18 protein-coding genes are annotated in these 25,437 nt (G+C 40.3%); 1 reads left to right on the top strand and 17 read right to left on the bottom strand.

The features are described from left to right. Positions 1-150 precede the first annotated feature (150 nt). The 14 genes from bsdcttw_RS01895 to bsdcttw_RS01830 all read right to left on the bottom strand — a co-directional run bounded on the left by bsdcttw_RS01895 (position 151) and on the right by bsdcttw_RS01830 (position 17,315). Complete coding sequence (locus bsdcttw_RS01895) at positions 151-486, bottom strand: rod-binding protein (RefSeq protein WP_185257765.1); 336 nt, start codon at positions 484-486, stop codon at positions 151-153. 10 nt (positions 487-496) lie between these two features. After that, complete coding sequence (locus bsdcttw_RS01890) at positions 497-1,306, bottom strand: flagellar hook-basal body protein (RefSeq protein WP_185259659.1); 810 nt, start codon at positions 1,304-1,306, stop codon at positions 497-499. 66 nt (positions 1,307-1,372) lie between these two features. Further along, the gene (gene flgF / locus bsdcttw_RS01885; protein ID WP_225903767.1) at positions 1,373-2,158 is read right to left on the bottom strand and encodes a flagellar basal-body rod protein FlgF; all 786 of its coding nucleotides are present in this window, start codon (positions 2,156-2,158) and stop codon (positions 1,373-1,375) included. A gap of 152 nt (positions 2,159-2,310) precedes the next feature. After that, the gene (gene mreB, locus bsdcttw_RS01880; RefSeq protein ID WP_185257764.1) at positions 2,311-3,300 is read right to left on the bottom strand and encodes a rod shape-determining protein; all 990 of its coding nucleotides are present in this window, start codon (positions 3,298-3,300) and stop codon (positions 2,311-2,313) included. 667 nt (positions 3,301-3,967) lie between these two features. After that, on the bottom strand, positions 3,968-5,191 hold the full coding sequence (locus bsdcttw_RS01875) for a Zn-dependent hydrolase (protein ID WP_185257763.1): 1,224 nt from the start codon (positions 5,189-5,191) through the stop codon (positions 3,968-3,970). Positions 5,192-5,398: 207 nt separating this feature from the next. After that, positions 5,399-6,916, bottom strand: a complete 1,518-nt coding sequence (gene preA / locus bsdcttw_RS01870) for an NAD-dependent dihydropyrimidine dehydrogenase subunit PreA (RefSeq protein WP_185257762.1) — start codon at positions 6,914-6,916, stop codon at positions 5,399-5,401. A 124-nt stretch (positions 6,917-7,040) separates the two neighbouring features. Further along, positions 7,041-8,420, bottom strand: a complete 1,380-nt coding sequence (gene hydA, locus bsdcttw_RS01865; protein ID WP_185257761.1) for a dihydropyrimidinase — start codon at positions 8,418-8,420, stop codon at positions 7,041-7,043. Positions 8,421-8,614: 194 nt separating this feature from the next. Next, the gene (locus bsdcttw_RS01860) at positions 8,615-9,808 is read right to left on the bottom strand and encodes an ABC transporter substrate-binding protein (protein WP_185257760.1); all 1,194 of its coding nucleotides are present in this window, start codon (positions 9,806-9,808) and stop codon (positions 8,615-8,617) included. Between the two features lie 80 nt (positions 9,809-9,888). Beyond that, a complete protein-coding gene (locus bsdcttw_RS01855) occupies positions 9,889-10,698 on the bottom strand; it encodes an ABC transporter permease (protein WP_185257759.1) in 810 nt (269 codons plus the stop codon). Beyond that, a complete protein-coding gene (locus bsdcttw_RS01850; protein ID WP_225903766.1) occupies positions 10,682-11,533 on the bottom strand; it encodes an ABC transporter permease in 852 nt (283 codons plus the stop codon). Before bsdcttw_RS01850 ends, bsdcttw_RS01855 begins: the two co-directional genes overlap by 17 nt. A gap of 39 nt (positions 11,534-11,572) precedes the next feature. Then, complete coding sequence (locus tag bsdcttw_RS01845; protein ID WP_185257758.1) at positions 11,573-12,397, bottom strand: ABC transporter ATP-binding protein; 825 nt, start codon at positions 12,395-12,397, stop codon at positions 11,573-11,575. A gap of 204 nt (positions 12,398-12,601) precedes the next feature. After that, complete coding sequence (locus bsdcttw_RS01840) at positions 12,602-13,756, bottom strand: iron-containing alcohol dehydrogenase (RefSeq protein WP_185257757.1); 1,155 nt, start codon at positions 13,754-13,756, stop codon at positions 12,602-12,604. 231 nt (positions 13,757-13,987) lie between these two features. Further along, positions 13,988-15,313 carry an aminotransferase class III-fold pyridoxal phosphate-dependent enzyme gene (locus tag bsdcttw_RS01835; RefSeq protein WP_185257756.1) on the bottom strand — a complete coding sequence of 442 codons (1,326 nt, stop codon included), beginning with the start codon at positions 15,311-15,313 and terminating at the stop codon, positions 13,988-13,990. A gap of 841 nt (positions 15,314-16,154) precedes the next feature. Continuing rightward, a complete protein-coding gene (locus bsdcttw_RS01830; RefSeq protein ID WP_185257755.1) occupies positions 16,155-17,315 on the bottom strand; it encodes a PucR family transcriptional regulator in 1,161 nt (386 codons plus the stop codon). Positions 17,316-17,631: 316 nt separating this feature from the next. Here bsdcttw_RS01830 and bsdcttw_RS01825 point away from each other — a divergent pair, with 316 nt between their 5' ends. Continuing rightward, a complete protein-coding gene (locus bsdcttw_RS01825) occupies positions 17,632-20,382 on the top strand; it encodes an EAL domain-containing protein (protein WP_185257754.1) in 2,751 nt (916 codons plus the stop codon). 196 nt (positions 20,383-20,578) lie between these two features. Here the strand turns inward: bsdcttw_RS01825 and bsdcttw_RS01820 are convergent, their stop codons facing one another. The 3 genes from bsdcttw_RS01820 to fusA all read right to left on the bottom strand — a co-directional run bounded on the left by bsdcttw_RS01820 (position 20,579) and on the right by fusA (position 25,301). Next, positions 20,579-21,187, bottom strand: coding sequence for a histidine phosphatase family protein (locus tag bsdcttw_RS01820; RefSeq protein WP_185257753.1), 609 nt, complete (start codon positions 21,185-21,187; stop codon positions 20,579-20,581). Between the two features lie 628 nt (positions 21,188-21,815). Continuing rightward, positions 21,816-23,009, bottom strand: coding sequence for an elongation factor Tu (tuf, locus tag bsdcttw_RS01815; protein ID WP_185257752.1), 1,194 nt, complete (start codon positions 23,007-23,009; stop codon positions 21,816-21,818). A gap of 171 nt (positions 23,010-23,180) precedes the next feature. Then, positions 23,181-25,301: an elongation factor G gene (gene fusA, locus bsdcttw_RS01810; protein ID WP_185257751.1), complete on the bottom strand. Its 2,121-nt coding sequence runs from the start codon at positions 25,299-25,301 to the stop codon at positions 23,181-23,183. Between the last annotated feature and the right edge of the window lie 136 nt (positions 25,302-25,437).

Here is a 25,437-nt window from a genome sequence, read left to right as displayed (position 1 = left end):
TTAATATGTGATCTAACCTTTTAATATGTGATCCAACCTATTTAAACTTGGTAAATTATAAATTACGCCCAGATAATAATCATACCACCATCTTTTATAGAATGCAGTATAATTATTTTCTAGGCGTAAAATATATTCTATGTAACTATGTTAAGAATTACGCTTCATGGATTCATACAACATCTGTGCAATCCCCATTCCGCCATTATCAACTATGTCTTCTGCGTATTTCTGATAAAGAGTATCCCCAAAATAGGATACATAAGGACTTTCTTCTTCCTCTGAACCAACTGATTTTTTCATTTCTTTAAACATCTGTTCCACCATATAAGATTCAAAGGTCTTGCAGACATCCATCAATTCGTCATCCGAGGCATTTTTAAGGTTTTTATTTAAGGTATCCTCAATCTTTGAGCTGCTCTTAGTCGAATTCGCCTGAGCCAAAGCAGCATCTACCGAATAATTACCGCCAATGCTAATACTCATTTCTTATCTCCTATCTGCGAAGATTGTTTGCCTGCTGAAGCATCTCATCCGCTGCATTAATTGCCTTGGAGTTCATTTCATAAGCCCTTTGAGCAACAATCAAGTCTACCATCTCTGTAGCTGCCTGAACATTGGAATTCTCAAGATATCCTCTCTTCACGGTGCTCTTCTTTAATGCCGCATCCTGACCTTCAATTCTGGCACCGCCGGAAGCTGCAGTTTCTTTTAAAATACTGTTGGAAGTTTTCTCAAGTCCTGCAGGATTATTAAACTGAACAAGTCCTATCTGAGCTAATGTCTTCACTGTTCCGTTCTCTGTGTAATAGAAGGTTCCGTTCTCATCCATCTTAAGCAGGGAAGTATCAAGATCACTGTCAAATACTATAGGTGCACCGGAAGCATCCAATACCGGATAACCCTCTGTGGTTGCAAGGGCAATTCCATTGGTTCCCATAGAAAGTCCGAAGGTTCCGCTTCTGGTGTATCCAACGCTTCCATCACCTGTCTGAACCATGAAGAAGCCATTTCCTTCAATTGCAAAATCGTAATCGTTATCTGTCTGCTTCAAAATGCCTTGTGTATATTGGGAAACGATAGCTGAGTTTTTAACACCAAGACCGGTCTGTGCGCCTACAGGCTTTACACTGCCGGTATTATCTGTCGTTTTATTCTGAATTGTCTGATACAACAAGGATTTAAACTGAGCAGTTTCCTTTTTATAACCTGTCGTGTTAATATTGGCCAGGTTATTTGATATGGTATCTACATTGGTCTGCTGGGAGATCATTCCGGACGCTGCTGTCCATAGTGAACGCATCATAGGTTTCATTCCTTTCTTTTGCATAAAACTCTCTTACTATGCTAAAATCAAATGTTTAGTACTGAATTAGACCTTGCCTACTGAATTGGCAGCCAAATCAAGAGTTCCGTCAATGGTCTGAATTACCTTCTGGTTGGCTTCATATGCTCTGGTGATAGCAATCATACTGGTCATTTCCGTTATTACATTCACATTGGATTGCTCTGTATAACCCTGCTGAATACCTGCTGTACTGTCCTGTGCTGTTGCACCTTCCAAGGGCAGATAAAAACTGTCCCCCTGTTTCTTAAGGTATTTATAATCCGTAAAGTCTGTCAGCTTTATCTTATCAACATAAACTCCGTCTGCGTATATACGACCGCTTTCATCCACCTTAACATCTGCGGTATCATTGGGGATCGTTATCTCTCCGCCTTCGCCCATTAAAGTGTTGCCATTTACATCTACCAGCTTGCCGTCCTGATTCATCGTAAAGGAACCGTCTCTTGTGTACTTTAAGACTTGATTTCCGTCCTTATCCGCAGTGGATACGTTAAAAAACCCTTTTCCTTCTATTGCAAAATCGAAGGTATTGCCTGTACTTCGAAGGGAACCCTGATTATAATCCGTATAGACTTCCCCTATTTTGACACCAAGGCTCATCTTGCCGATTTTTTTATCTGTATAGCTTTCAGACATGTCCTTGATCTTATATGTCAATAAATTATTGAACGATTGATTACTGACCCCATCCTTTTTATATCCTGTTGTAGCTGCATTGGCCAAATTATTGGTAATAACATCAAGGCGTTTCTGCTCATTGACCATACCTGTCCAGGATGAAAATAACCCTTTAACCATCTTAACTCCCATCTGTGCCCTTCAGACAGCAAAAAATCTGGGGCATACTCCTGTGGTTTTCTCTAACTTATCAGTTAACTTCATTCAGGAATATCAAACTTTCATCTGATATTCCTGAATGAGAAATGTTCTATATTTATTTATCGGATGGTTTACAATTTTTCTTAATCCCTGGAGCCACTTAAATATTCAATATATTTTCCGGTACCGATAGCTACAGCTGTCATTGGATCTTCCGCTGTCATTGTATTAATACCTGTTTTATTTTCAATTAATTCTTCCAGTCCGTAAAGAAGGCAGCCACCGCCGGTTAAAACAATACCCCTGTCAGCAATATCTGCTGCCAATTCCGGAGGAGTTTTCTCCAGTACGCTGTGCACTGCTTCTACAATCTGAGAGGTTGTCTCTTTTAAAGCTTCTTCTGTTTCATCAGAAGTTACGGTTATAGTCTTTGGAAGTCCTGTAACCAGGTTACGTCCTCTTACATCCATGGTAACAACTTCCGGTCTCTTATAAGCAGAGCCGATATTAATCTTAATCTCTTCGGCAGTTCTTTCACCGATTAGAAGATTATGCTTCTTACGCATGTATCTGACAATCGCCTCATCAAAGTCATCACCGGCTATCTTAATAGAGGTGCTGACTACGGTTCCGCCTAATGAAATAACCGCGATATCTGTGGTACCACCGCCTATATCAACAATCATATTACCGCAGGGTCTGTAAATCTCGATACCTGCTCCGATTGCTGCTGCAATAGGTTCTTCAATAATTTTAACGTCTCTGGCGCCGGCCTGATAGGTGGCATCCTCAACCGCTTTCTTCTCTACTTCCGTTACACCGCTGGGTACGCATACACTGATAATAGGCTTACGGAAGCGATGTTTGCCTACTGCCTTCTGGATAAAATACTTCAGCATCTTTTCTGTAACGGTATAATCGGATATAACTCCCTGTCTCAAAGGACGGACAGCAACTATATTACCGGGTGTTCTACCAAGCATCAGTCTTGCTTCTTCCCCGATTGCTCTTACTTTGTTTGTGTCCCTGTCAAAAGCAACAACGGAGGGCTCTTTTAAAACCACACCTTTGCCCTTTAAATAAACCAATACGCTCGCTGTTCCTAAATCAATACCTATATCACTGCCTAACATATCTTTATCTCCTTTCAGATTCTATCCTACCTGTGGCGCCTCCGGCAGACAAAAAATTCTGAGGCGTTCTCCAATCAAAAGTGAACATTATGTTTCTTCCGACTCTTTTGTCATTTTCTCGTATGGCCGGTATCTATGTCATGTTTGGAATTTACATTTCTGGTTTCCGGTTGTTCTTCTTTCGGAAAAATATTCTGACCCGGATATATTTTGACAGTATTACAGCTTTCACTCTAATTTTTTCCATAAAACTGTCAATTAAACATACTCTTTTCTATTATATACATATTTATGGTTTTTTTCAAAGGAAATTTTAGAAATAATAGAATCTTAAGATTTTTTCATGTTTTATAGGACAAGAACAGAAAAAGTATGGGGATCTGCTGAAATCTAGGAATACAATGGAGGGGCAAAAAATATAGGCTTTCACAATGGGACGGCAATTTGCACAAAGCAGAAAGACTCATGCGCTGGTTCCAAGGCGCATTCGTTCTTTCTGCTTTGTGCAAATTGCCTGTGTATATATTGACGTAAGGTTTTGATGCTTAGTTTTAAAATATCATAAGGTATTTATTATTTATACATTGACATTAGCTGTGAGATCACGGGGTTTCGGATGTGAAATGTTCATGCTATTCTCCAGCAATCTGATTGTAAGTATTACACATTACTTTTCATCAATATATAATAAGGTCTGCAGCAGAACATTGGCACCTTTCAGACAGCTTTCCACAGGGGTGTACTCGATTTCACAATGGCTGTGCCCCCCTATGCTTGGAACAAATATCATGGTTGCCGGTACTATGTCAATTAGGAACTGGGCGTCGTGTCCGGGACCGCTGTAGATTCTTCTGTTTGTATATCCATACTCTTTGGCGCTTTTTTCTACTAGATTTACTAGCTCTGGGGTAAAAGCAACCGTATTTCTGGTCCAGGCTTTTTCATAGGTCAAATCGCATTTCTCAACAACAGAGGGCAGACTCTCGATAACAGCAAGTACCTGTTTTATCACATCCGTGTCTTGATGTCTGGCATCCAGGGTAAACTTTACTTCATCCGGTATGATGGTATGGATATTCGGATGGCAGGATATCTTTCCGGTGGTATATACTAATTTCTTATCCAATTTATCCAGTTCATCATGAATATACTGAATTGTTTTTGCTGCTGCGTACAGTGCATCCCTCCTGTAAGGCATCGGCGTTGTGCCGGCGTGCCCTGCCTGACCGGAGAGTGTGAATTCATAGTTAATCATACCACAGACACCTTCTACAATTCCGATGTCTATGTTTTCCGCTTCCAATACCGGTCCCTGCTCAATATGAAGTTCTACCAAGGCAGCACATTTTTCAGGAGTTATCCGGTTCTTCTCTTCTCCTTTATAGCCGCTGGCCTCCAGGGCTTCACCAAAAGTATAACCTGGGATATCCTTCGCAACGGATGCCAGCATGGATGCTTTATCAAATTTTCCACAAATAACACCGGAGGACATCATAGCAGGTTCAAAGCGGGCACCTTCCTCATTGGTCCATACTACCACTGTTATTGGGTGCTTATGGGGAATCTTCTCACTTACTATGGTCTCAGCTGCTTCCATGGCAGAGATTACACCAAGAATACCATCATAATTCCCCCCTTGCCTTACTGAGTCCATATGGGAACCTGAATAAATCGCCGGTAAGTCTTCTGTTCCAGGAATAGTGGCATAGATATTTGCCATATCATCTGTCACTACTGCAGCGCCGATTGCTTCCATTCTCCGAACAAATTCTGCTCTTGCCGCCAGGGCTTCTTCCGATAGGGAGAACCTTGTAATTCCTCCTTTTTTTGTATCCCCGAATTTACTGAACGTCTTTATTTTATCTTCCATTCTTACGAAACTGCATGCCATATTAATTTACCTCCATTTTCGTTTATCCTATACAACCTGACTAAACATAAGCTTACCGGCAGTATATACTTAGCCAGTAACATTTACTTAACCGGTGGCATTCACTTACCAGCGGCAGTCACTTACCGGTGGCAGTCACTTAGCTGACGGCAGTCACTTACCAACGGCAGTCACTTACCAACGGCAGTCACTTACCGGTGGCAGTTATTAGCCGGTGGCCTCTGCCAGTTTGCTTATCCTCACTCCCGGGGTAATTGCCTCTGCCGGGCAGACTGCAAGACAAAGATGGCAGCCGACACATTTTCCCGCATTCATAATCGGTTTTCCTGTTGCTTCGTCCTGTCTTAAGGCCTGATGCCCACCGTCATAACAGGATATATAACACCTCCCGCAGCCAATACATTTTTCACGGTTGAACTTGGGATAGCAGATACTCACACGGTTTAATTCCTCTGCGGGTATTATGTTAGGAAGTGCCTTTCCAACAATATCTGAAATACTTTTTAAGCCCTGTGAACTCAGATAAAGCTGCATTCCCTCTATCATATCTTCTATAATGCGGTATCCGTACTGCATAACGGAAGTCGTTACCTGAATATTCTCACAGCCAAGTGCCAGGAATTCTGCCGCATCTCTCCAGGTCTCAATGCCACCCATGCCGCTAACCGGTATATTCTTTAGCTCTTTGCAATTCTTCATGGAATAAATGAACCGAAGAGCTATGGGTTTTACGGCTTTACCGGAATAACCTCCTACGCTGGTTTTCCCCTCCACATCGGGCCCGGAGGAAAAGGTATCGAGGTTTATATTCATAATACTTTTTATGGTATTAATTGCAGCAATGCCATCCGCTCCGGCTTTTACCGCAGCGACAGCCGGTATTTCCATGTTGCCGAGGTTTGGTGTCATCTTTGCAAGAATTGGAAGGTGAGTGCCTTTTCTGACAGCTCTGGTATAAGCTGCAACCAGTTCTGCATTCTGCCCCACATCAGAGCCAAGACCGTCGGCTGCCATGTGAGGACATGAGAAGTTACATTCTATAATATCTGCTCCGGCATCTGTCATGAGTTTTGCCAGATAGGTCCACTCTTCTTCTGTCTGCCCCATAATTGAAGCTATAATAACCTTCTCTGGATAATCTCTCTTTAGCTTCTTAAGGAAAGCAATATTCTCCACCAAGGTATGGTCTGAAATCTGCTCTATATTCTTAAATCCTACAAAGGGTACAGATTCCTTTCGCAGTGCATCAAATCTTGGAGATACTTCTTTTGGTACAAAGGTTCCTATGGTCTTAAAAGCTACTCCTGCCCATCCCATTTCAAAGGCTTTAGCAACCATCTCGTAATTACTGCCTACTACGGATGAGGATAGGAAAAAGGGATTTTCACAGGGTATACCGCAGAAGCTGATGGACAAATCTACCTCTTTCGGATTCGTTTTTTCATAAGAAGCAGTCTCTTCCATAATCTTATCTATTGGCACCGGCCGGTTGATTTTTTTCTTCAAGCAGGCATTCATACATGCTTTTGTGGTACAGTTCTTACAGTCAGCCTCCCCTGACAGTCTGTTTGCCGCTCCCTTGGTGTTCTCAAAACGCAGGGACCGGATAATAGAGTCTACGGGCAGACCATAAGGGCAGGCTTTGGTGCAGGGAGGATTGTTACAAAGAAGACAACCACCCACCTCTTCTGTCATTGCTATTTCTCTATATACCAGATTGCTCATAGGGTATCCCCCTTTCATACTCATATATTATCAAGGTTTAATCTCATCCAAGTTTTTAATTTGATTTTGATTTTGAATTTGATTTTGATTCTAAATTCGGTTTTAATTTAATTTCTTTAGCTTCTTATTTATATCCGCTGAGTGCCGCTTTGCGCTTTACAAATTGACCATATCCCGCCTCTCCGGTAAATTCTCCATTGTCATATACCAGTCTGCCTCTAACATAAGTCTGTACCGGGTATCCGTGAAGCTCCTTCCCTTCCCAGATGGTATGGTCATAATCGGAATGCATATTATTTACGGAGATAGTAAAGTCCTTATCCTTATCATAGATAACAATATCCGCATCCTTTCCCACCGTTAAAGAGCCTTTGGTATCACAACCAAAGATTTTCGCCGGATTTTCTGCACAAAGCTCCACTGCACGGTTAAAGCTGATTTTTCCGCTGTTTGCTGCCGCAAGCATATAAGGATAAAGGTTTTCAATCCCTGCACAGCCGTTGGGAATCTTAGTAAAGTCGTCTTTTCCCCAATCCTTTTCATAACTCTGGAAGGGGCAGTGGTCTGTAGCTACGGTATCTATGGTGCCTTTTCTGATTGCATCCCATAAGGCCTCCTGACTGTCCTTGCCCTTAATGGGAGGGGAGCATACGAAGTTCCTTCCGTCTTCCCTTTTGTATACCTCACTGGTAAATTCCAGATACTGAGGACAAGTCTCAATAAATATCTGATGACCTGCAAGCTTTGCCTCTACTGCTGCTTCAAGACCTTCTTTATCTGCCATATGAACGATGTAAAGGGGAGCATCTACGGATTTTGCCCAGTGAACCGCTCTTTTGTCCGCCTCCGCTTCCACATACTCAGGTCTGCTCAGGTAATGATACCAGGCGGAGGTATTACCCTCCTTCAGAAACTTTTCTATATTCAGGTCGATTACATCGGGATTTTCCGCATGTATATTGGTAATCGCACCAACCTCTTTCGCTTTTAATAAGATTTTTACAAAGGTTCCGTCATCCACCATCATGCCTTCTTTCTTATATACAAAGAAGCATTTAAAACTGGTGACCCCCATATCTACGGAGGCTTGGAATTCATCCAGTAACTCTCCTCCATTTAAATCTGTAACAATACAGTGAAAAGCATAGTCAACGCAAGCCTCCGGGTCGCACATGGCTTTTCTCTCTTCTAAGGTCTCTATAATACCTTTTCCCTTACGCTGCATAGGATAATCAAATACTGTTGTAACACCGCCGCAGGCAGCTGCTCTTGTACCGGACAGATATCCGTCTGCCGATACGGTTCCTCCAAATGGCATAGCCAAATGGGTATGTGCATCAATAGCACCGGGTAATACCAGTTTTCCTGCCGCATCTATAATCTTTACAGCTTCCATGGAAAGATCCGTTCCGATGCAGGCAATTTTACCATCCTTCACTGCAATGTCCGCAATAAAGCTCTCCTTTCCTGTTACAACCGTTCCGTTTTTTATGATCAAATCCATATTCTGTACCTCCTATTGCGATAGATTAATGGGATAGGCAGAAATAAAAGAAATTCCGCCTCTAATTCCGGCATTACCACGCAGACTGTCAGCAATCTGCTGACCTGCCTGCGAAATGCACGGATTAATTCAGAAAAATAAAAGGACAGTGCTGCCGCTGCTATACTGCGACTACCCTGTCACTGAAAAATACCTTATTTATTAACTTTATAAACCAATACAAGACCTGATCTCTGGTAAATCTGCGCGATTTCTGTTAAATCCATTCCACCTGCTTTTGCAGCTATTAAATTGGATACCCAAGTTACACCAAAGTCAACCTGGCCGGTATATACTGCTGTAGTTTCACCAATATCACCACCGCCTGGAACAATGGTCACATTTAAACCGGCATCGGTGTAATAGCCTTTATCCAGTGCTACGTAATATCCCATGAACTGCGCCTGAGGCAGCCATTTTAACTGGATGGAAACATCTTTCTTCTCCGGTGAGAATTTGCCATCGGAAGCTGCTGCTGCAGTAAAGAAGGAAGTATCCCTGATATCGTCAAGAGTGAGGGTCTGCAGTTTATCTGCTGCCGCAGAGTCATCTAACTTAATATACTTCTTAGCAAGGTCAAGGGTCTGCTGCATTGCTGTATCGTCCATGTTACCATAATTGCTAACAGCTTTACCGTTCATATCTGTTTCTACTAACTTTTTAACCTCACCTGCCATATATGCCTGGTGGTCTGCCGATACAGAAGAGCCATACTTATATACGATTTTTGCTGCTTCCTCCGGATTGGCACAGGCATCTGCCCAGCCTTTCATGGAGGCATAGATAAATGCCTTTACTGTTTCAGGATTTTCCTTTGCAAATTTGCTGGTAGTGAAGATATTATCTTCCAGCATTGCCACGCCTTCATCATTCATATCGATGTATTTTACACCATCTCCGTAGCCATACCCGCCATCGTAAGAATTCTTAACCAATCCCAATTCGTTATAAGTCATGGCGGATGCTAGGAGAATAGAATCATCATCAAAACCGTCCATATCAAATGCCTGACTTAAATAAGTGGTCGGCTGGTTATATTTTGTTAAGAGTGCCTGAATCTCGTATTCATTGCCAATTCCCCAGTTACCGACTTTCCCCTTGCTTGCCGCATCGGTGACAATACTTTCAATGGATGCATCTGCAGAATAGTATGGACCTGCTGCTTCTGTAGCTGCAGGTGTATCGGTAGCTGCAGGCGTATCCGTTGCTGCTTCAGTTGCCGCCGGTGTTTCTGCGGCAGTATTTCCAGATGCATTTTCTGCCTTTTTACCACATCCGGCAAGTGCAGTGATTACCAGTACGCTAATAAGAAATAAGGCACTGAGCTTTCTTGTTATAATTTTCTTCATAATTAAGCCTCCTTTTAATGAAATCAACGGTTGTTTATTATAAAAAGCAATTAGCTTTTATAATCTTTGGCATTACCGGGTTATAGACGACGTCCCTTTAATAGTATTCCCTCCGTAATTAACAATAGGACATACATAGCAATTCCTATTACGCAGGCTACAAGAATATAGGCCCAGGCTGTTGCATACTGTGCCAGCACAATATTTTCACGTATCTGGCGTCCGACTCCGATTACATACTCAGCAAAATACTCACTGACCAATGCACTGATTACACAAGCGGGTACACTGACTCGTAATGCAGTAAATACATAGGGAATACTGTTTGGAATCCGCAGCTTAAAGAACACAGTGGCTTTTCCTGCCGCATAGGACCTCATCAAGTCCAGGGAGAAGGGTTTTAATTCTGTAAAACCACGGTAGGCATTGATGCTCATGGATACTGTACAGGTAACCATAACCACCAGCATCTTGGCAAACATGCTCCGGATATTTGGGTCCTTGCTAAAATCTTTTGTCAGGTTGTTTAGTATAGGAGCAATCGCAATAATTGGTATTGCATTGAAGGCGGAAGCTATGGTAAGCCCTCCGGCACCCCACTTGGGAAACACAGTTGCTACAATAGCGAGCAGATACCCAAAGAATGAACCTAATACCAGACCTCCCAGCGCTACGATGACAGTTGCTCTTACATTGACCATAATTCCGCTCCAGTTATCCTTTATGATTCCGAATATCCTTTTAGGGAGAGGAAGAGTAAAAGTATCTGCTCCTACGATTTTATGAAGAAGCTGTGTTTGCCATAAAACAGCTATAAATACACCAAACAAAACGGGATAGACAATGGTGGTGATGTTCTGCCGGTTCAACTTATTACGCAGCTTTTTCATCTGCAATCACCTCCATCTTTACCTTCGGCCCCTTACGCTTATAGGGTGAAAGTACTTTCTCAATAACCGTCATAAGATAGAAACTAAGTATTCCGATGATGGCACTAAAGAAAACGATCTGCCAGAATACATAGATAGACATGGCATGTTTTAAGGATTGGGACAACATGGTTCCAAGTCCTCCGCCTCCCTGCAAGGTATCTACTAAGATAGATGCCGTAATTGCCATAGGTGCGGATATCTTGAGTCCTGTAAAGAAGTAAGGCATACAGGAGGGTATTAAAAGCTTACTGTATATCTGGTATTTGGTAGCCGCAATGGAATACATCAGTTCATGCTTTTCCTTTTCCACCGCTTTAAACCCTGCAAGGGTATTGGTAGCAACAGGATAAAAGGTCAGTATAGCTGCTATAACAATACGGCTTTTGTTAATATCCTTGGTAATTGCCAGTACAATTGGTGCCATTCCAAGAATAGGAATCATCTGGATTATCATCAGGTAGGGAAACACTGTCTTTTCAACCGCCTGGAACAGATTCATGAAAAGTGCCAGAAGAAAGCCAATGGCAATACCAATCAGAAAACCGATTCCTGCCCGCAGAAGTGTTATTCCTGCGTTACTAAGCACTAGCTCCAGTGCCGTTTGGGTACTGTTGACTTTTTTTGTACTGAATACCGATTCCAAAATCTGATACAAGTGAGGCAGCACATTTTCCGGTGTACGTTTTGTCTGTGCTATGGCAGACGCACCGATTTCCCATATAATGATTAATCCTAGAACCCACACTAGCGTTACCAGCTTTTTTGAATTAAGAATCTTATTTCTCAGGCTCATATAATCCTCCTTCCTCATAACAGGTAACTTCTATTGTTCCTACAGGCTCTCAAAACTGTTTCGAACCTTAACCACCAGTTCATTGAATTTCTGTGTGTTCTTAAGCTCCAAGCTTCTTGGCCTGTCAAGGTCAATATCTACTATGGCTGATACCCTTCCAGGATGCGGTGACAACACTACCACTCTGTCAGATAGAAAGACTGCTTCCTGAATGTTATGGGTTACAAATAGAATTGTCTTATTGGTTTTCTTCCAGATACGAAGCAGGTCTTCATGGAGCTTTTCCTTCGTAAATTCATCCAATGCCGAAAATGGTTCATCCATTAAAAGAATCTCCGGTTTAATAGCCAAGGCTCTGGCAATACCAACTCTTTGCTGCATTCCGCCGCTTAGTTGATGAGGGTATTTCTTCCCAAACTCCATAAGCCCTACCAGCTCTAACATCTTAGTGACTCTTGCGGTTCTTTCTTTCTTCGGTATTCCCATCATCTCCATAGGCATACAGACGTTACGCCGGACGGTTCTCCAATCATATAGAACAGGATTTTGAAATACAATCCCGTATTTCTTCTGAAGTCTGATTTCTCTTGGTGACTGGCCCCTTACGGATATGCTTCCTGAAGTAGGCTGCTGAAGATCAGCAATTGTGCGAAGTAATGTAGTCTTGCCGCATCCGGAAGGCCCCAGCAGTGAAATAAATTCTCCCTGCCTGATGTCCAGGTTAATATTCTGCAAAGCAGTAATGGGAAGGCCTCCTTCCTTATCCGGAAAACTGATACATAAATCCTCTATCTTTATCTCAACATCAAAGCTGCTCTCAGCCGATGCTTCTTCCATATCACTTTTAAGTACCATTGCATCCATAAAACACCTATCCTTTCTTGAACCTGCGCTTTATTCGCTCGCAGATACAAATTTACAATTTAACAGCTTAATTTTCTCACTTCCCAATATAATGACGAATAGATTTCTTTCCTTTTAACACATACTTCATATCTTTATCACAAAAAAAATAGCGTAGGGGTCATTCCCCTTTACGCCATCGTAATTTGTATTCTCTATAATGTTTTATTCCCAAAGTTTTTTATAGATTTTTAAAACATCTGCCTTCGATACTTCCTTGATAGTATTAGCCGGACTGCCACTTGCCAGGGCATCCTCTGACATCTTCTCAGTGGCATTCTCAAATTCCTGTCTGTTTATTCCGTATTCCTCCAAGGTCGGGATATTGCAGTGTCTGCATAACTTTTCAAGTTCCGCAATAAAACTCCATGCTGCTGTTTTATCATCGTCTTCTTCCGTTGCTGCTCCAATTATTCTGCCTAAGGTTCCAAATCTTTCATAACAGCCATCCAAAGCAAAAGTAAGGCATTCCTTGATTAGCATCGCATTGGATATGCCATGGGGAACATGGAACAAAGCTCCGATTGGCCGGCTCATACCATGGACTAAGGTTACAGACGCATTATTGATACTCACTCCTGCTTCAAAAGCTGCAAGCTGCATTTCCTCTCTTGCCTTCTCATCACTTCCATTACTATAAGCGGTGGGAAGATACCGAAAGATTCTCTTTACAGCTGATAATGCATAAGCCTCAGTCAATGGAGTGCTTTTTCTTGAAGTATAAGCTTCTACAGCATGAGTTAATGCATCCATGCCGGTAGCTGCTGTAATACCCGGAGGAGAGGTCAATGTAAATGAGGGATCAATTATTGCAAGCTCCGGTAACAGGGAATTTCCTTTCAAGAGCATCTTGATTTCCTTAACAGAATCAGTTACTACCGTGAACTTCGTGGCTTCCGACCCGGTACCTGCAGTTGTGGGTATTAATACCATGGGTGGAAATTTACCGCTGATTTCTTTTCCAAGATAATCAGATATTTTACCTTCCAATACAGTCATAGCTGCAATGGCCTTCCCACTGTCTAAAGGACTCCCTCCGCCGATAGCAATCAGAAAATCACATCCGGTCTGCTTATATGCCTTTACTCCTGCTTCAACCATGAAATCCGTCGGCTCTCCGGTAATATCATTGAACACAACATATTCAATTCCCCAGTTTTCAAGATAACCTGTAAGTGTGGCGACGATTCCGGCTTTGGTAACAATTCTGCCTGTTACTACAAAGGCTTTTTTACCAAGCCTTTTCACGGCATCCTCACTTGCTTCCAAGGCATTCTTCCCTATAAAAATACTTCGCGGTAATGTAAATTGATATGCCATATGACCTCCATTCTGCCGCAGCTGCTTAAATCATTACTACTTACTAGTTCACACTTTCCTGAATATACAAAAGAATAAGCAGCGGCGGAATCTTCCTAAGATAGCTCCGTCGCTGCTTTAAATAGTAGTTTTAATGTCCCTTAAAATAACATAGACGAATTATATAACATGGACAAGTTATAAATCAATTGATATCTGACCAATATTACATGTTCAATTGCACAGTCGGCTTTATAGAAACTCTTCATCAACACCGGTGAGTACTTCATCAAGCTTCGCTAGTTCTTCCAGAAGCTGCTCTTCTGTGATTATTAAAGGCGGTGCCACAAGAATCATATTCTCATGTGTATATGTCATAAATCTTTTTTCTTTTAGTTTACCAAGGATTTTACCCATGATACCTTCCGAATCCTTTCCATAAGGCACAAGGGGTTCTTTCGTTTTCTTATCCTTTACCAGTTCTACCGCGGAGAAAAGTCCAATGTAGCGAACATCTCCCACGCAAGAATGATTTTCCTTTATCTTTTCCAGGGCTTCCCCCAGAACTTTGGCGACCTTGCTAACATGATCCAGGATATTAACCTCTTCATAATAATTTACACAGGCAACTCCAGCTGCACAGGCAAGTGGATGTCCGCTGTAAGTTAAGCCGCAGGATAGCAGATTATCCTCGAAATACTCTGCAATTTTCTTACTTACGACCACACCGCCAAGAGGTACATAGCCGCAGGTGACACCTTTTGCGAAGGTAACTATATCAGGCTTTATATCAAAATTCTCGAAGGCAAACATCTTACCGGTTCTGCCCCAGCCAGCCATTACTTCATCACAAATCAATAAGATCCCGAATTCATCGCAAAGTGCTCTTAACCCCGGCAGGTAACCTTTCGGCGGGATCAGTATACCATTGGAGCCGGTTATCGTTTCAACTACAATGGCTGCAATACTGCCCGGTCCTTCATAGAGAATCTGCTCTCGTAGTTTTGCAATATAATACTTCGTAGCTGCTTCCTCTGACTCAAAGTCAATGGCTTCTCTATAAAGATAAGGATCGAAGAACTTTATAAAACCCGGAATCCCCGGTTCCAGGGGATACCTTCTCGGTTCACCGGTCAGATTGCCCGCTCCAAAGGAGGAACCATGGTAACTGCGGTATCTGCTGAAGACCTTGAATCTACCGGTAAACATCCGCGCCATCTTAATGGCATTCTCATTAGCTTCAGCACCGGCATTGGTAAAGAATACTTTACCCATATTATCCGGCATTAACTCTATAATCTTCTTGGCCAGCTGTGCTCTTGCTTCCACGGCATAGGAAGGAGCCGCATAACAAAACTTATCAACCTGCTCTTTAATTGCTTCATTAATTGCTTTATTACCAAAACCGACATTCATGTTTACCAACTGTGCGGACATATCTGTATAACGATTTCCATCGTAGTCCCAAAAGTATATTCCTTCTCCTTTTTCCACCGGAATAGGATTAAGTCCTTTTTGTTTGCTCCAGGATTGCAGATTATACTCCTTTTGCATGCTTCTCACTTCTTCACCCGTCATAGCATCATCCTCCTTATAAAAAAAGGGAGCCGCTCTGATGAACGGCTCCGTCGCAGTATCTTTTATGTAGTCTCATTATAAACATACATAAATTGATATTCAAGAAGTAGGTGACCATACTTTCTTGTGCGCTTGCACATATGACTGCAGGTTATATTTTGATGGGTGGCAAAAGGCTAGTTTTTTTAAGTGGGACGGCAATTAGTACAATGCAGAAAGACTCATGCGCTGGTTCCAAGGCGCATTCGTTCTTTCTGCATTGTACTAATTGCCTGAAACACACTGAAATAGGGCTTTTGATACTCATATTATGGATACGCCCGATAAAATGGTATCAATTTTAAATCGTCTTGGCAAAATAGGCGATATGTCTTTTTTAATTGCAGATAAGAAATATGAAAATAAGGATTTTCGATAATCCACCATTTTTAAAGGAATATAAAATTTGGAAACATTCATGTTCTGTCCACTTTTGAAGATTTAAAATGCCCCTTTTGCCAGGTTAATCATAATATATGAGCATTAAATCTCTACTTCAATATGTATACATGCAATTTCTCCAAAGCAGAAAGAACGAATGAACCTTGGACACCAGCAAAGGCGCTTAAAATAAGCACATGAGTTTTTCTGCTTTGGTCAAATTTGCCGTCCCATCTAGAAAGACTGACTTTTCTCCCCCTATTCATATTATGATTTGAGCATTAAAAGCCCTGTTTAATATGTATACAGGCATTTTACCCAAAGCAGAAAGAACGAATGCGCCTTGGCACCAGCGCATGAGTCTTTCTGCTTTGGGTAAATTGCCGTCCTACCTAGAAAGACTGACTTTTCTACGCACATTTCATATTATGTCCTGTATCATAAAGCCAATACTAAAGCGCACCTTCTCCTCCAGATTCAATATGTTGTACCCAGTAATTTTCTCGATTTTCTTTATCTGGTTGTTGACGGTGTTGCGATGGATGAACTGTTCTTCGGATACCAGTCTTGGACTGCCGTTATTCTCCAGATATGCATGCAGAAAACCCATTAAATCACTTCCGTTTTCCATATCATACTGTTCAAGCTTGCCAAAGACTTCCTGATAAAAATTCCTTAGTATCTTCTTATCTTTTACTGCCAGAAGTACCTTGTAGATATCCAGCTCATCATAATAAGCAGTTCTTACTTTACGCTTTTGTGCCATTTCATTAGACGAAACAGCATTTTCAAAGTTAATATCCTGGTTCAAAAATCCCTGCATGATGGAGCTTACTCCAATGTTTACAGTGAATTTATCCGTCTTTTTTCGTATAAGACTTACCAAATCATCCACAAACTTACGGACATTATACATATCACTTTCTGATAAGACTACTATAAGATTGGACTGATAGGTAAAGGAGATGAACATCCGCTGGCTGGTTCTGGCTATCTGTTCCACAAAAAGTTTCAATTTCTCCATATTCTCGGTGCTATAGTTCACGTCTTCATTATTAAGAGAAATATTTACAAAACACAAGTGACAATCACGCTTGTAACCATTACGTTCCATGTGCTGTATCTGTGTCTCCGGATCTCCCACTTTGAAAATAATATCTTTTAGTGTAGAGGCTACACTGGCTTCTACACTTTCATTATGCATAATGCGGGTACAAAAATCCCTTGTTACATCTACCAGTCTTATCTTCCAGGGAATAGTAAAAAGAGGCATGTCAACTTCATTGCAAAAGTCAACTACCTCCTTTGGTACACTTTTTATATACGGCCCAAGATTTATTACAAAGGCGCTTGTATCACTCTTATAAAGCTCCTTGGTAAAATTTAAGAGCCATTCATTATTATGGCACATATATCCTGCAATAAATATCAGCTCATGGCCATGTAAAAAGGAGGAAACCTCCTGGTCTTCTACAATATGCACCCACTCTACCAAATTACCTAAGCCCTTATGTCCTGCAAGAAGCTGCATCTGATAAAGTGATGCACAATTCCGGTAAAGCTTACTAACTGCAATCGCCATCTTACTCCTCCTTGCTGCCGTTCTGCTGACTGCCGGATTTCTACTTTCAAACAGTCTGAAAGACAACGCAAATTAAAAAGACCAATTTTTATTTGGAAATTATAACATACTACGTGGCAAAATGTAAATGCCAATATCTAACACCTCTTAAACTCAGTTATAGCGCAGTTTTTATTTAATATGAAAGACTTTCCTGTACAAAGCTTGTTACTAATTTACATTGTGTTAAGCCTCTTCGTAATGTATGATATAAATAGCATGAAAGCCTTAATATACAGCCTTACTAAAGATAAACCTTCTTGGAGGAATAACTGAAATGTACGGATCAATTTACGGATCAATCTATTTTATTGGCTTACTTATTTCATTTATACTTTTGTTTTTACTTTATAGAGTGAAAGCAGTCAAACTTGCGAAGTATCTGTTTATTGGAGATCTTATACTTTCTTTTTGGATTGCTATGGAGACTCTAAGTTATTTTATTATGTCTGCTGACCTTGCTCTTCTTTTTCAGAAGTACAAACTTATCAGTGCAATTTTTATACCACCGATCTGCATGGCATTTGCAGTTGAATATCACAATGCGAAGTATAAATCCCTCCTCTTCAAATTAGCCTTTTTTATTATACCGGTATGTTCCCTCCTGTCGTTATTAACAAACAGATTCCCGTATAAATTTATATCAAACCCCAAAATTGAGTATATAGATCATATTCCATCCTATACATATCATGTAAATGCCGGTTTTCGTATTCATACTTATTATTCCTATATTGTTATCCTCCTTGTATGTATTATGTTTTTGATTCGAACAATTCATTCCCCGCAGATGTATAAGCGTCAGAATCTGTTTATATGTATTGGTTCTTTCCTGGGCTTTCTTATGAACTTTCTGGTTTTAAGCCTAACTTTCGGTTCAACCTTTATTGATTTAACCTCATTATGTATACTTTTCACCATTATTGTGATGTATTGGGGAATCTTTCGGTTTCCCAGGACAGCTTTGGTTCCGAAAGCGAAAAATTTATTTTTGGAAAATATCAGTGATGTTACCATTATATTAGACGCAAATGATACGATAATTGACATGAATCCTGCTGCAATTGATTTTGTCTTAAACAATAATAATTTATCAACCCTTTCGTATTCCGTAGCAAGTACGAACTTTACCGGGCTGAAGCTCCAGGAACTATATAAGTTATTTCCTGCACTTCTACCACTTAACACCGTCAGCGAGAATGCCAGCAGCATAACTTTTCATTTTAAAGATAAAACCTTATACTATAACGCCGAGCAAACACCGATCCTGGATAAAGACCAATTTCTGATTGGGAAATTGATAATATTACACAACATAACAGAAATACAAAAGTATATTAATAATCTAAAAGTCCTTAATAATGATCTTATCTTATCCGACCGAATTATTGACTCTGCATTAGAGGGTGTACTAATTACGGATACCAATGGTGTCATTGTAAAGACAAATAAATCCTTTCAAAAAATGTCCGGTTATACAGATCAGGAGCTCTTAGGTAAAAATCCCCGGATATTCAAATCCGGCAAGCATGATTTATTATTTTATAAAAACATGTGGGATAGTTTGATTGCCAACGGCTATTGGAACGGCGAAGTCTGGAACCGAAGCAAAAACGGAAACGTGTATCCGGAATGGAAATCAGTAACCGCTTTACATAATTCTGACGGATCCGTGCAGAATTATATATCGATCTCGACAGATATCAGTCAGTTAAAAGAAACAGAAGAAGCTCTGCACAATCTGGCATACTATGATGAACTTACCGGGTTAGCCAATAAAAATTACTTCTATGAAAAACTCCGTGAACGTATTGAGATTCCTGACAAACAGACAGGTTTTGCATTATTGCTTATGGATTTGGACGGATTTAAGTTAATCAATGATTCACTGGGCCATACGGCAGGAGATGTTCTGTTAAAAGAGGTTTCCATGAGACTTCAGCTTAACCTTGGTAATAACTGCTCTGTTTACCGGTTCGGCGGTGATGAATTTGTTATATTAATTGAGACAATTAGTGATTCGATTGACGCTGTAAAAGTAGCACAAAGTTTTATTGAAATGATGGAAACTCCTTTTCTTATACTGGAACGGCAGATTATTCTGGGTATAAGCATTGGAATCACGATAGCTCATAAAAATAGCTATAATATAGATGAACTTGTAAGAAGAGCCGATGCTGCCATGTATGCAGCAAAGGAAGCCGGCAAAAACCGATATGCTTTCTTTTCAGAGGAAATAGATAAAAAAAATCACGATACACTTGATATGCAAACACAATTAAAGTCAGCTCTTGACAAGAAAGAGTTCCGTTTATACCTACAGCCTCAGGTTAGTTCTCAGGACGGCAAATATGTTATTACCGGCGCGGAGGCTTTAATACGTTGGAGAACACTGGATGGAAAAATCTATACTCCTGATAAGTTTATACCAGTATCCGAAAGTAATGGTATGATTATCCCCATAGGTAATTGGATTGTAGATGAAATCTTTCGAATCGATAAACTGTTAAAAGAACAGGATATTGATATTAAATTGTCTATCAATGTCTCATCTAAGCAATTAGAAGATAACAGTCTACTCTATAAAATAAAAGATATGTATCAGAATAATGCTTTACAACGCATTAATCTTGTAATTGAGATAACAGAAAGCATTCTTCTGCAGGATATTGATAAGGCAATCGAAGTACTAAATGAGATCAAAAGTATGGGTATAGGAATTTCCCTGGATGATTTCGGAACAGGCTTTTCCTCCCTCAGTTATCTAACACGCTTACCTCTTGACTATATCAAAATAGATAAATCCTTCATCGATGACTTTGCAAAGCCGAATACTACTAATTTGACTGCAAATATCATAGCCATTGCCAAAACTTTGAATCTTAAAACAGTTGCAGAAGGGGTAGAAACCTTAGAACAGGTAAATAAATTAATAGAAGAGAAATGTGATCAGTTACAAGGTTATTATTTTAATAGGCCTCTTGATATTCCTGACTTTATTGAATATGCGAATAGTATGAAACAATAAAAATCCGCAGCATTGACAAAAGATACCCCCTTTGCTGGTTTTATCCAGTAAAGGAGGGACATATCAAATTCTAACGAATGGAGGTGGGTTCAAAAGGGTTGTGGGGTATTTTTACAAAGCTAATAAACAATGATAGTAACAACTTTACCGGATAATTATTGGACTTTACTAATGGTTGGCAAATTGGAGTTTGTCATTATGCTATATATGACATATCGCTTAATCTCTTTATAAAGCGTTTTCCTTCATTATTTTGGAACATATAGCTCACTCCGCCTGCTAAACCAAATAATTCAAACTGATTAAGTGTTTCAACTCCTAATCCAAGCCACATCGCATTAAAAACACTCAATAAATCTCCATGTGATACAATAATAATGTTTTCATCTTTGCTTGAAATTATATGCCCAAAAAGTGGAAGTAATCTATTCCACTCATCTCTACGACTTTCTGCATCTGAAAACATTCTATCATCAATCGTTTTTTCTTGACATTCAATGTTATCTTTAAGCCATTGTACAGATTTCCCTACACACTTTCCGAGATTACGTTCCCTTAATGCCATCTCAAAAGACGGGACAACATCTAAATGTTTTCCCACAATTTCGGCTGTTTGCTTTGCTCTTGCCAAGTCAGAAGAATACATAGCAATGTTTCTTCCTTGTAATTCTATAGAAATCTTCTTACCAATGTTCTCTGCTTGCTGTTTACCCAATTCAGATAAATCCCAATCTGTCCAAGAGCCAATCATACCGTTAGTATGATGAATTGATTGAGTGTGTTGAATTGTAATAATTGTTTTCATATAAACCTCCCCATAAAATATGATACAAATTCAAATTTGACTATAACTACTACTTTACACAATTTATTTCATAATATAATTGGAAACGCATTACTCTTCTTATTTATTTTTATCATAATTGATAAAGTATGTCTTTTTAATATATCACTTAATGGGTAATTTTACAAATTGAATCCTTTTTAAACAAAGAACAAATGACGATAGCCACAAACTAATTGTATTTATCTACTTTTTGTAATATTCTCCGTCATTATTTCATTGACTTTTACATTGAGAATCTTATTATTATTTTCAATTCCTTTTAATAATAGCGCCTACTGCCCGCCGTCTGTTGCTAATACTTTTTACATGTTATAAGCCACGATAATACATGTCTGTAATACTTTAAACATAACTTTTATACTGATTCTTTTCACATTTTCACCTCCTGTTCAATTGAATAATGTATAAGTTAATTTAAATTCTATACAAAGAATAATTTATAGAACCGAAATAGAACCAGTGCGATTTAATTATAAAAACTAAACGCTCTGGTTCTATTATCTTTATTACTTATTTTACATAAAAGAAAAGCCGCAGTCCCTCAAAAATCAAGGGATTGCGGCTTTTAATATTTTATTAATATTGATTAAGCAATGATAGTAGCAACTTTACCGGAACCTACTGTACGTCCACCTTCACGGATAGCGAAGCCTAAACCTTGCTCCATAGCGATAGGATGGATTAATTCGATAGTCATTTCGATATTATCGCCAGGCATACACATTTCTACACCTTCAGGAAGGTTGCAAACGCCTGTAACGTCTGTTGTTCTGAAATAGAACTGAGGTCTGTAGTTGTTGAAGAAAGGAGTATGACGTCCACCTTCATCTTTTGTTAATACGTAAACCTGAGCTGTGAATTTCTTGTGGCATTTGATTGAGCCGGGTTTGCAAAGAACCTGTCCTCTTTCGATTTCGTTTCTCTGAACACCACGAAGAAGTGCACCGATATTATCACCAGCCTGAGCCTCATCAAGAAGTTTTCTGAACATTTCGATACCAGTAACAACAACTTTACGTGTTTCTTCTTTGATACCAACGATTTCAACTTCTTCAGATACATGAAGAACACCACGCTCAACACGTCCTGTAGCAACAGTACCACGTCCTGTAATAGAGAAAACATCTTCAACAGGCATTAAGAAAGGCTTGTCTGTTTCTCTCTGAGGATCGGGAATCCAGCTGTCAACTGCGTCAAATAATTCAATAATCTTATCGCCCCAAGGACCTGCAGGATCTTCAAGAGCTTTTAAAGCAGAACCCTGAATAATAGGGGTGTCATCGCCAGGGAATTCATACTCGCTTAATAATTCTCTGATTTCCATCTCTACTAATTCAAGTAATTCAGGATCATCAACCATATCACACTTGTTCATGAATACTACGATGTAAGGAACACCTACCTGACGGGATAAAAGAATGTGCTCTTTTGTCTGAGCCATAACACCATCAGTAGCAGCAACTACAAGAATAGCACCATCCATCTGAGCAGCACCAGTGATCATGTTCTTTACATAATCGGCATGTCCAGGGCAGTCAACGTGAGCATAGTGTCTTGCTTTTGACTCATACTCAACGTGAGCTGTAGAGATTGTGATACCTCTTTCTCTTTCTTCGGGAGCTTTATCGATCTGATCAAATGCTACTGCCTGACCAGTACCTAATCTCTCGTGAAGAGTCTTTGTGATAGCAGCTGTTAAAGTAGTCTTACCATGGTCAACATGTCCGATGGTACCAATATTACAATGGGGTTTGTTTCTTTCAAACTTAGCTTTAGCCATTTTTTTAACGTCCTCCTTTAAATAAATGCATCTTTGTGCACATACTTTAATTGCCGGCAGGTAAGGCAGAAGCCTACCTGCGGACATTTGATTTTTAGCTTATATGCTTTATTATATTTCAGATTAGAAATATTTTCAAGCATTATTAACGATTCCACTTATATTTGTGGACTAGTTCTTACTCTTTGCTGCAAGTACCTTTTCCTGTACGTTCTTAGGAACGGGATCGTAGTTGGAGAAGAACATGGAATAAGCACCACGGCCCTGTGTTCTGGAACGAAGGGAAGTGGAATATCCAAACATTTCTGAGAGGGGAACAAAACCTCTGATAAGCTTTGTACCATTGATATCTTCAGAGCCTTCGATACGTCCGCGGCGTGAGCTGATATCTCCGATAACATCACCCATATATTCCTCGGGAACTGTTACTTCTACTCTCATGATAGGCTCTAATAAAACAGCGCCTGCTTTTTGCATCGCATCTTTAAATGCCATGGAACCGGCAATCTTAAATGCCATTTCGTTGGAGTCAACTTCATGGTAGGAACCATCGTATACAGTAGCTTTAATACCAAGTACGGGATATCCGCCAAGGATTCCGGCTTTGGAAGCTTCTTCGATACCGGCACCTACTGCAGGGATGTATTCCTTCGGAATAGCTCCACCTACAACGCTTGATACGAATTCAAAAGTCTTTTCTGCATTAGCATCCATAGGCTCAAAGCGAACTTTACAGTGACCGTACTGTCCACGTCCACCGGACTGCTTAGCATATTTAGAGTCAACTTCAACAGATTTTGTAAAGGTTTCTTTGTAAGCAACCTGAGGAGCACCTACATTAGCCTCTACCTTAAATTCACGCAGAAGTCTGTCTACGATAATTTCAAGATGGAGCTCACCCATACCGGCAATAATTGTCTGTCCGGTTTCTTCATTGGTGTAAGTTCTGAAGGTAGGATCTTCTTCTGCTAATTTCGCTAAAGATTCACCCATCTTATCCTGACCTGCTTTTGTCTTAGGCTCGATAGAAACCTCGATAACAGGTTCAGGGAATTCCATGGATTCAAGAATTACAGGGAATTTTTCATCACAGATAGTGTCACCTGTTGTGGTGCTCTTTAAACCAACTGCTGCTGCAATATCTCCTGAATATACTTTCTCCAGGTCTTCTCTCTTGTTAGCATGCATCTGTAAGATACGGCCAACACGTTCTTTCTTGTTCTTTGTTGAGTTAAGAACGTAGGAACCGGAATTTAATGTACCGGAGTAAACACGGAAGAATGCAAGCTTACCTACGAAAGGATCGGCCATAATCTTAAATGCAAGAGCTGCAAAAGGCTCTTCATCAGAAGATTTTCTGTGTACTTCGTTACCGTCTTCATCCACACCTTTGATATCAGGGATATCGGTAGGAGCAGGAAGGTATTCGATAACGGCATCCAGTAACTTCTGAACACCTTTATTTCTGTATGCGGAACCGCAAGTTACAGGAATAATGGTAGTTGCAATGGTTGCATTTCTAAGAGCTTTCTTTAATTCAACGGTTGAAGGTTCTTCACCTTCTAAGAACTTCTCAAGCAACTCATCATCAGTCTCGCAAATGGATTCGATCATAGCTGCTCTGTAAGTTTCTGCCTGCTCAAGTAAATCTGCAGGTATTTCAGTGATGCTGATATCATCACCTTTATCATCATTATAGAAATAAGCTTTCATTTCAAATAAGTCGATAATACCTTTAAACTCATCCTCTTTACCAATAGGTAACTGGATAGCTACAGGATTCTTACCAAGTCTTGATTTGATCATGCTGATTACATTGTAGAAGTCAGCACCGGAGATGTCCATCTTATTAACGAAAGCCATTCTGGGTACGTGATACTTGTCAGCCTGACGCCATACAGTTTCAGACTGAGGCTCAACACCGCCTTTAGCGCAAAATACGCCAACGGCACTATCGAGTACGCGTAAGGAACGCTCAACTTCTACTGTAAAGTCAACGTGTCCCGGTGTATCAATGATATTGATACGATGGGCAAGGGCTCCAGGTAAGGGCTGATGCTCAAGTTCCTGTGTCCAATGACAGGTTGTAGCAGCAGAAGTAATTGTGATACCTCTTTCCTGTTCCTGCTCCATCCAGTCCATGGTAGCAGTTCCTTCATGAGTATCACCGATTTTATAATTAACTCCGGTATAATATAAGATACGCTCTGTAAGTGTAGTCTTACCGGCATCAATATGTGCCATGATACCGATGTTTCTGGTTCTTTCTAACGGGTATTCTCTTCCAGCCAAGGAAATTCCTCCTTATCTTTATAGTCATCTGTGATGAAATCACCACAGTCTATTTATTTTGCAGTCGGCCGTATCAGCTGATGCTTTACAGCCAATCTGCTCTATAGCTACATAAGTCTTGTAATGAAACAAGACC

Origin of the sequence: Anaerocolumna chitinilytica (assembly GCF_014218355.1) — a bacterium.
Classification (GTDB): domain Bacteria; phylum Bacillota; class Clostridia; order Lachnospirales; family Lachnospiraceae; genus Anaerocolumna; species Anaerocolumna chitinilytica.
This window is presented reverse-complemented; position numbering and strand designations above follow the sequence as displayed.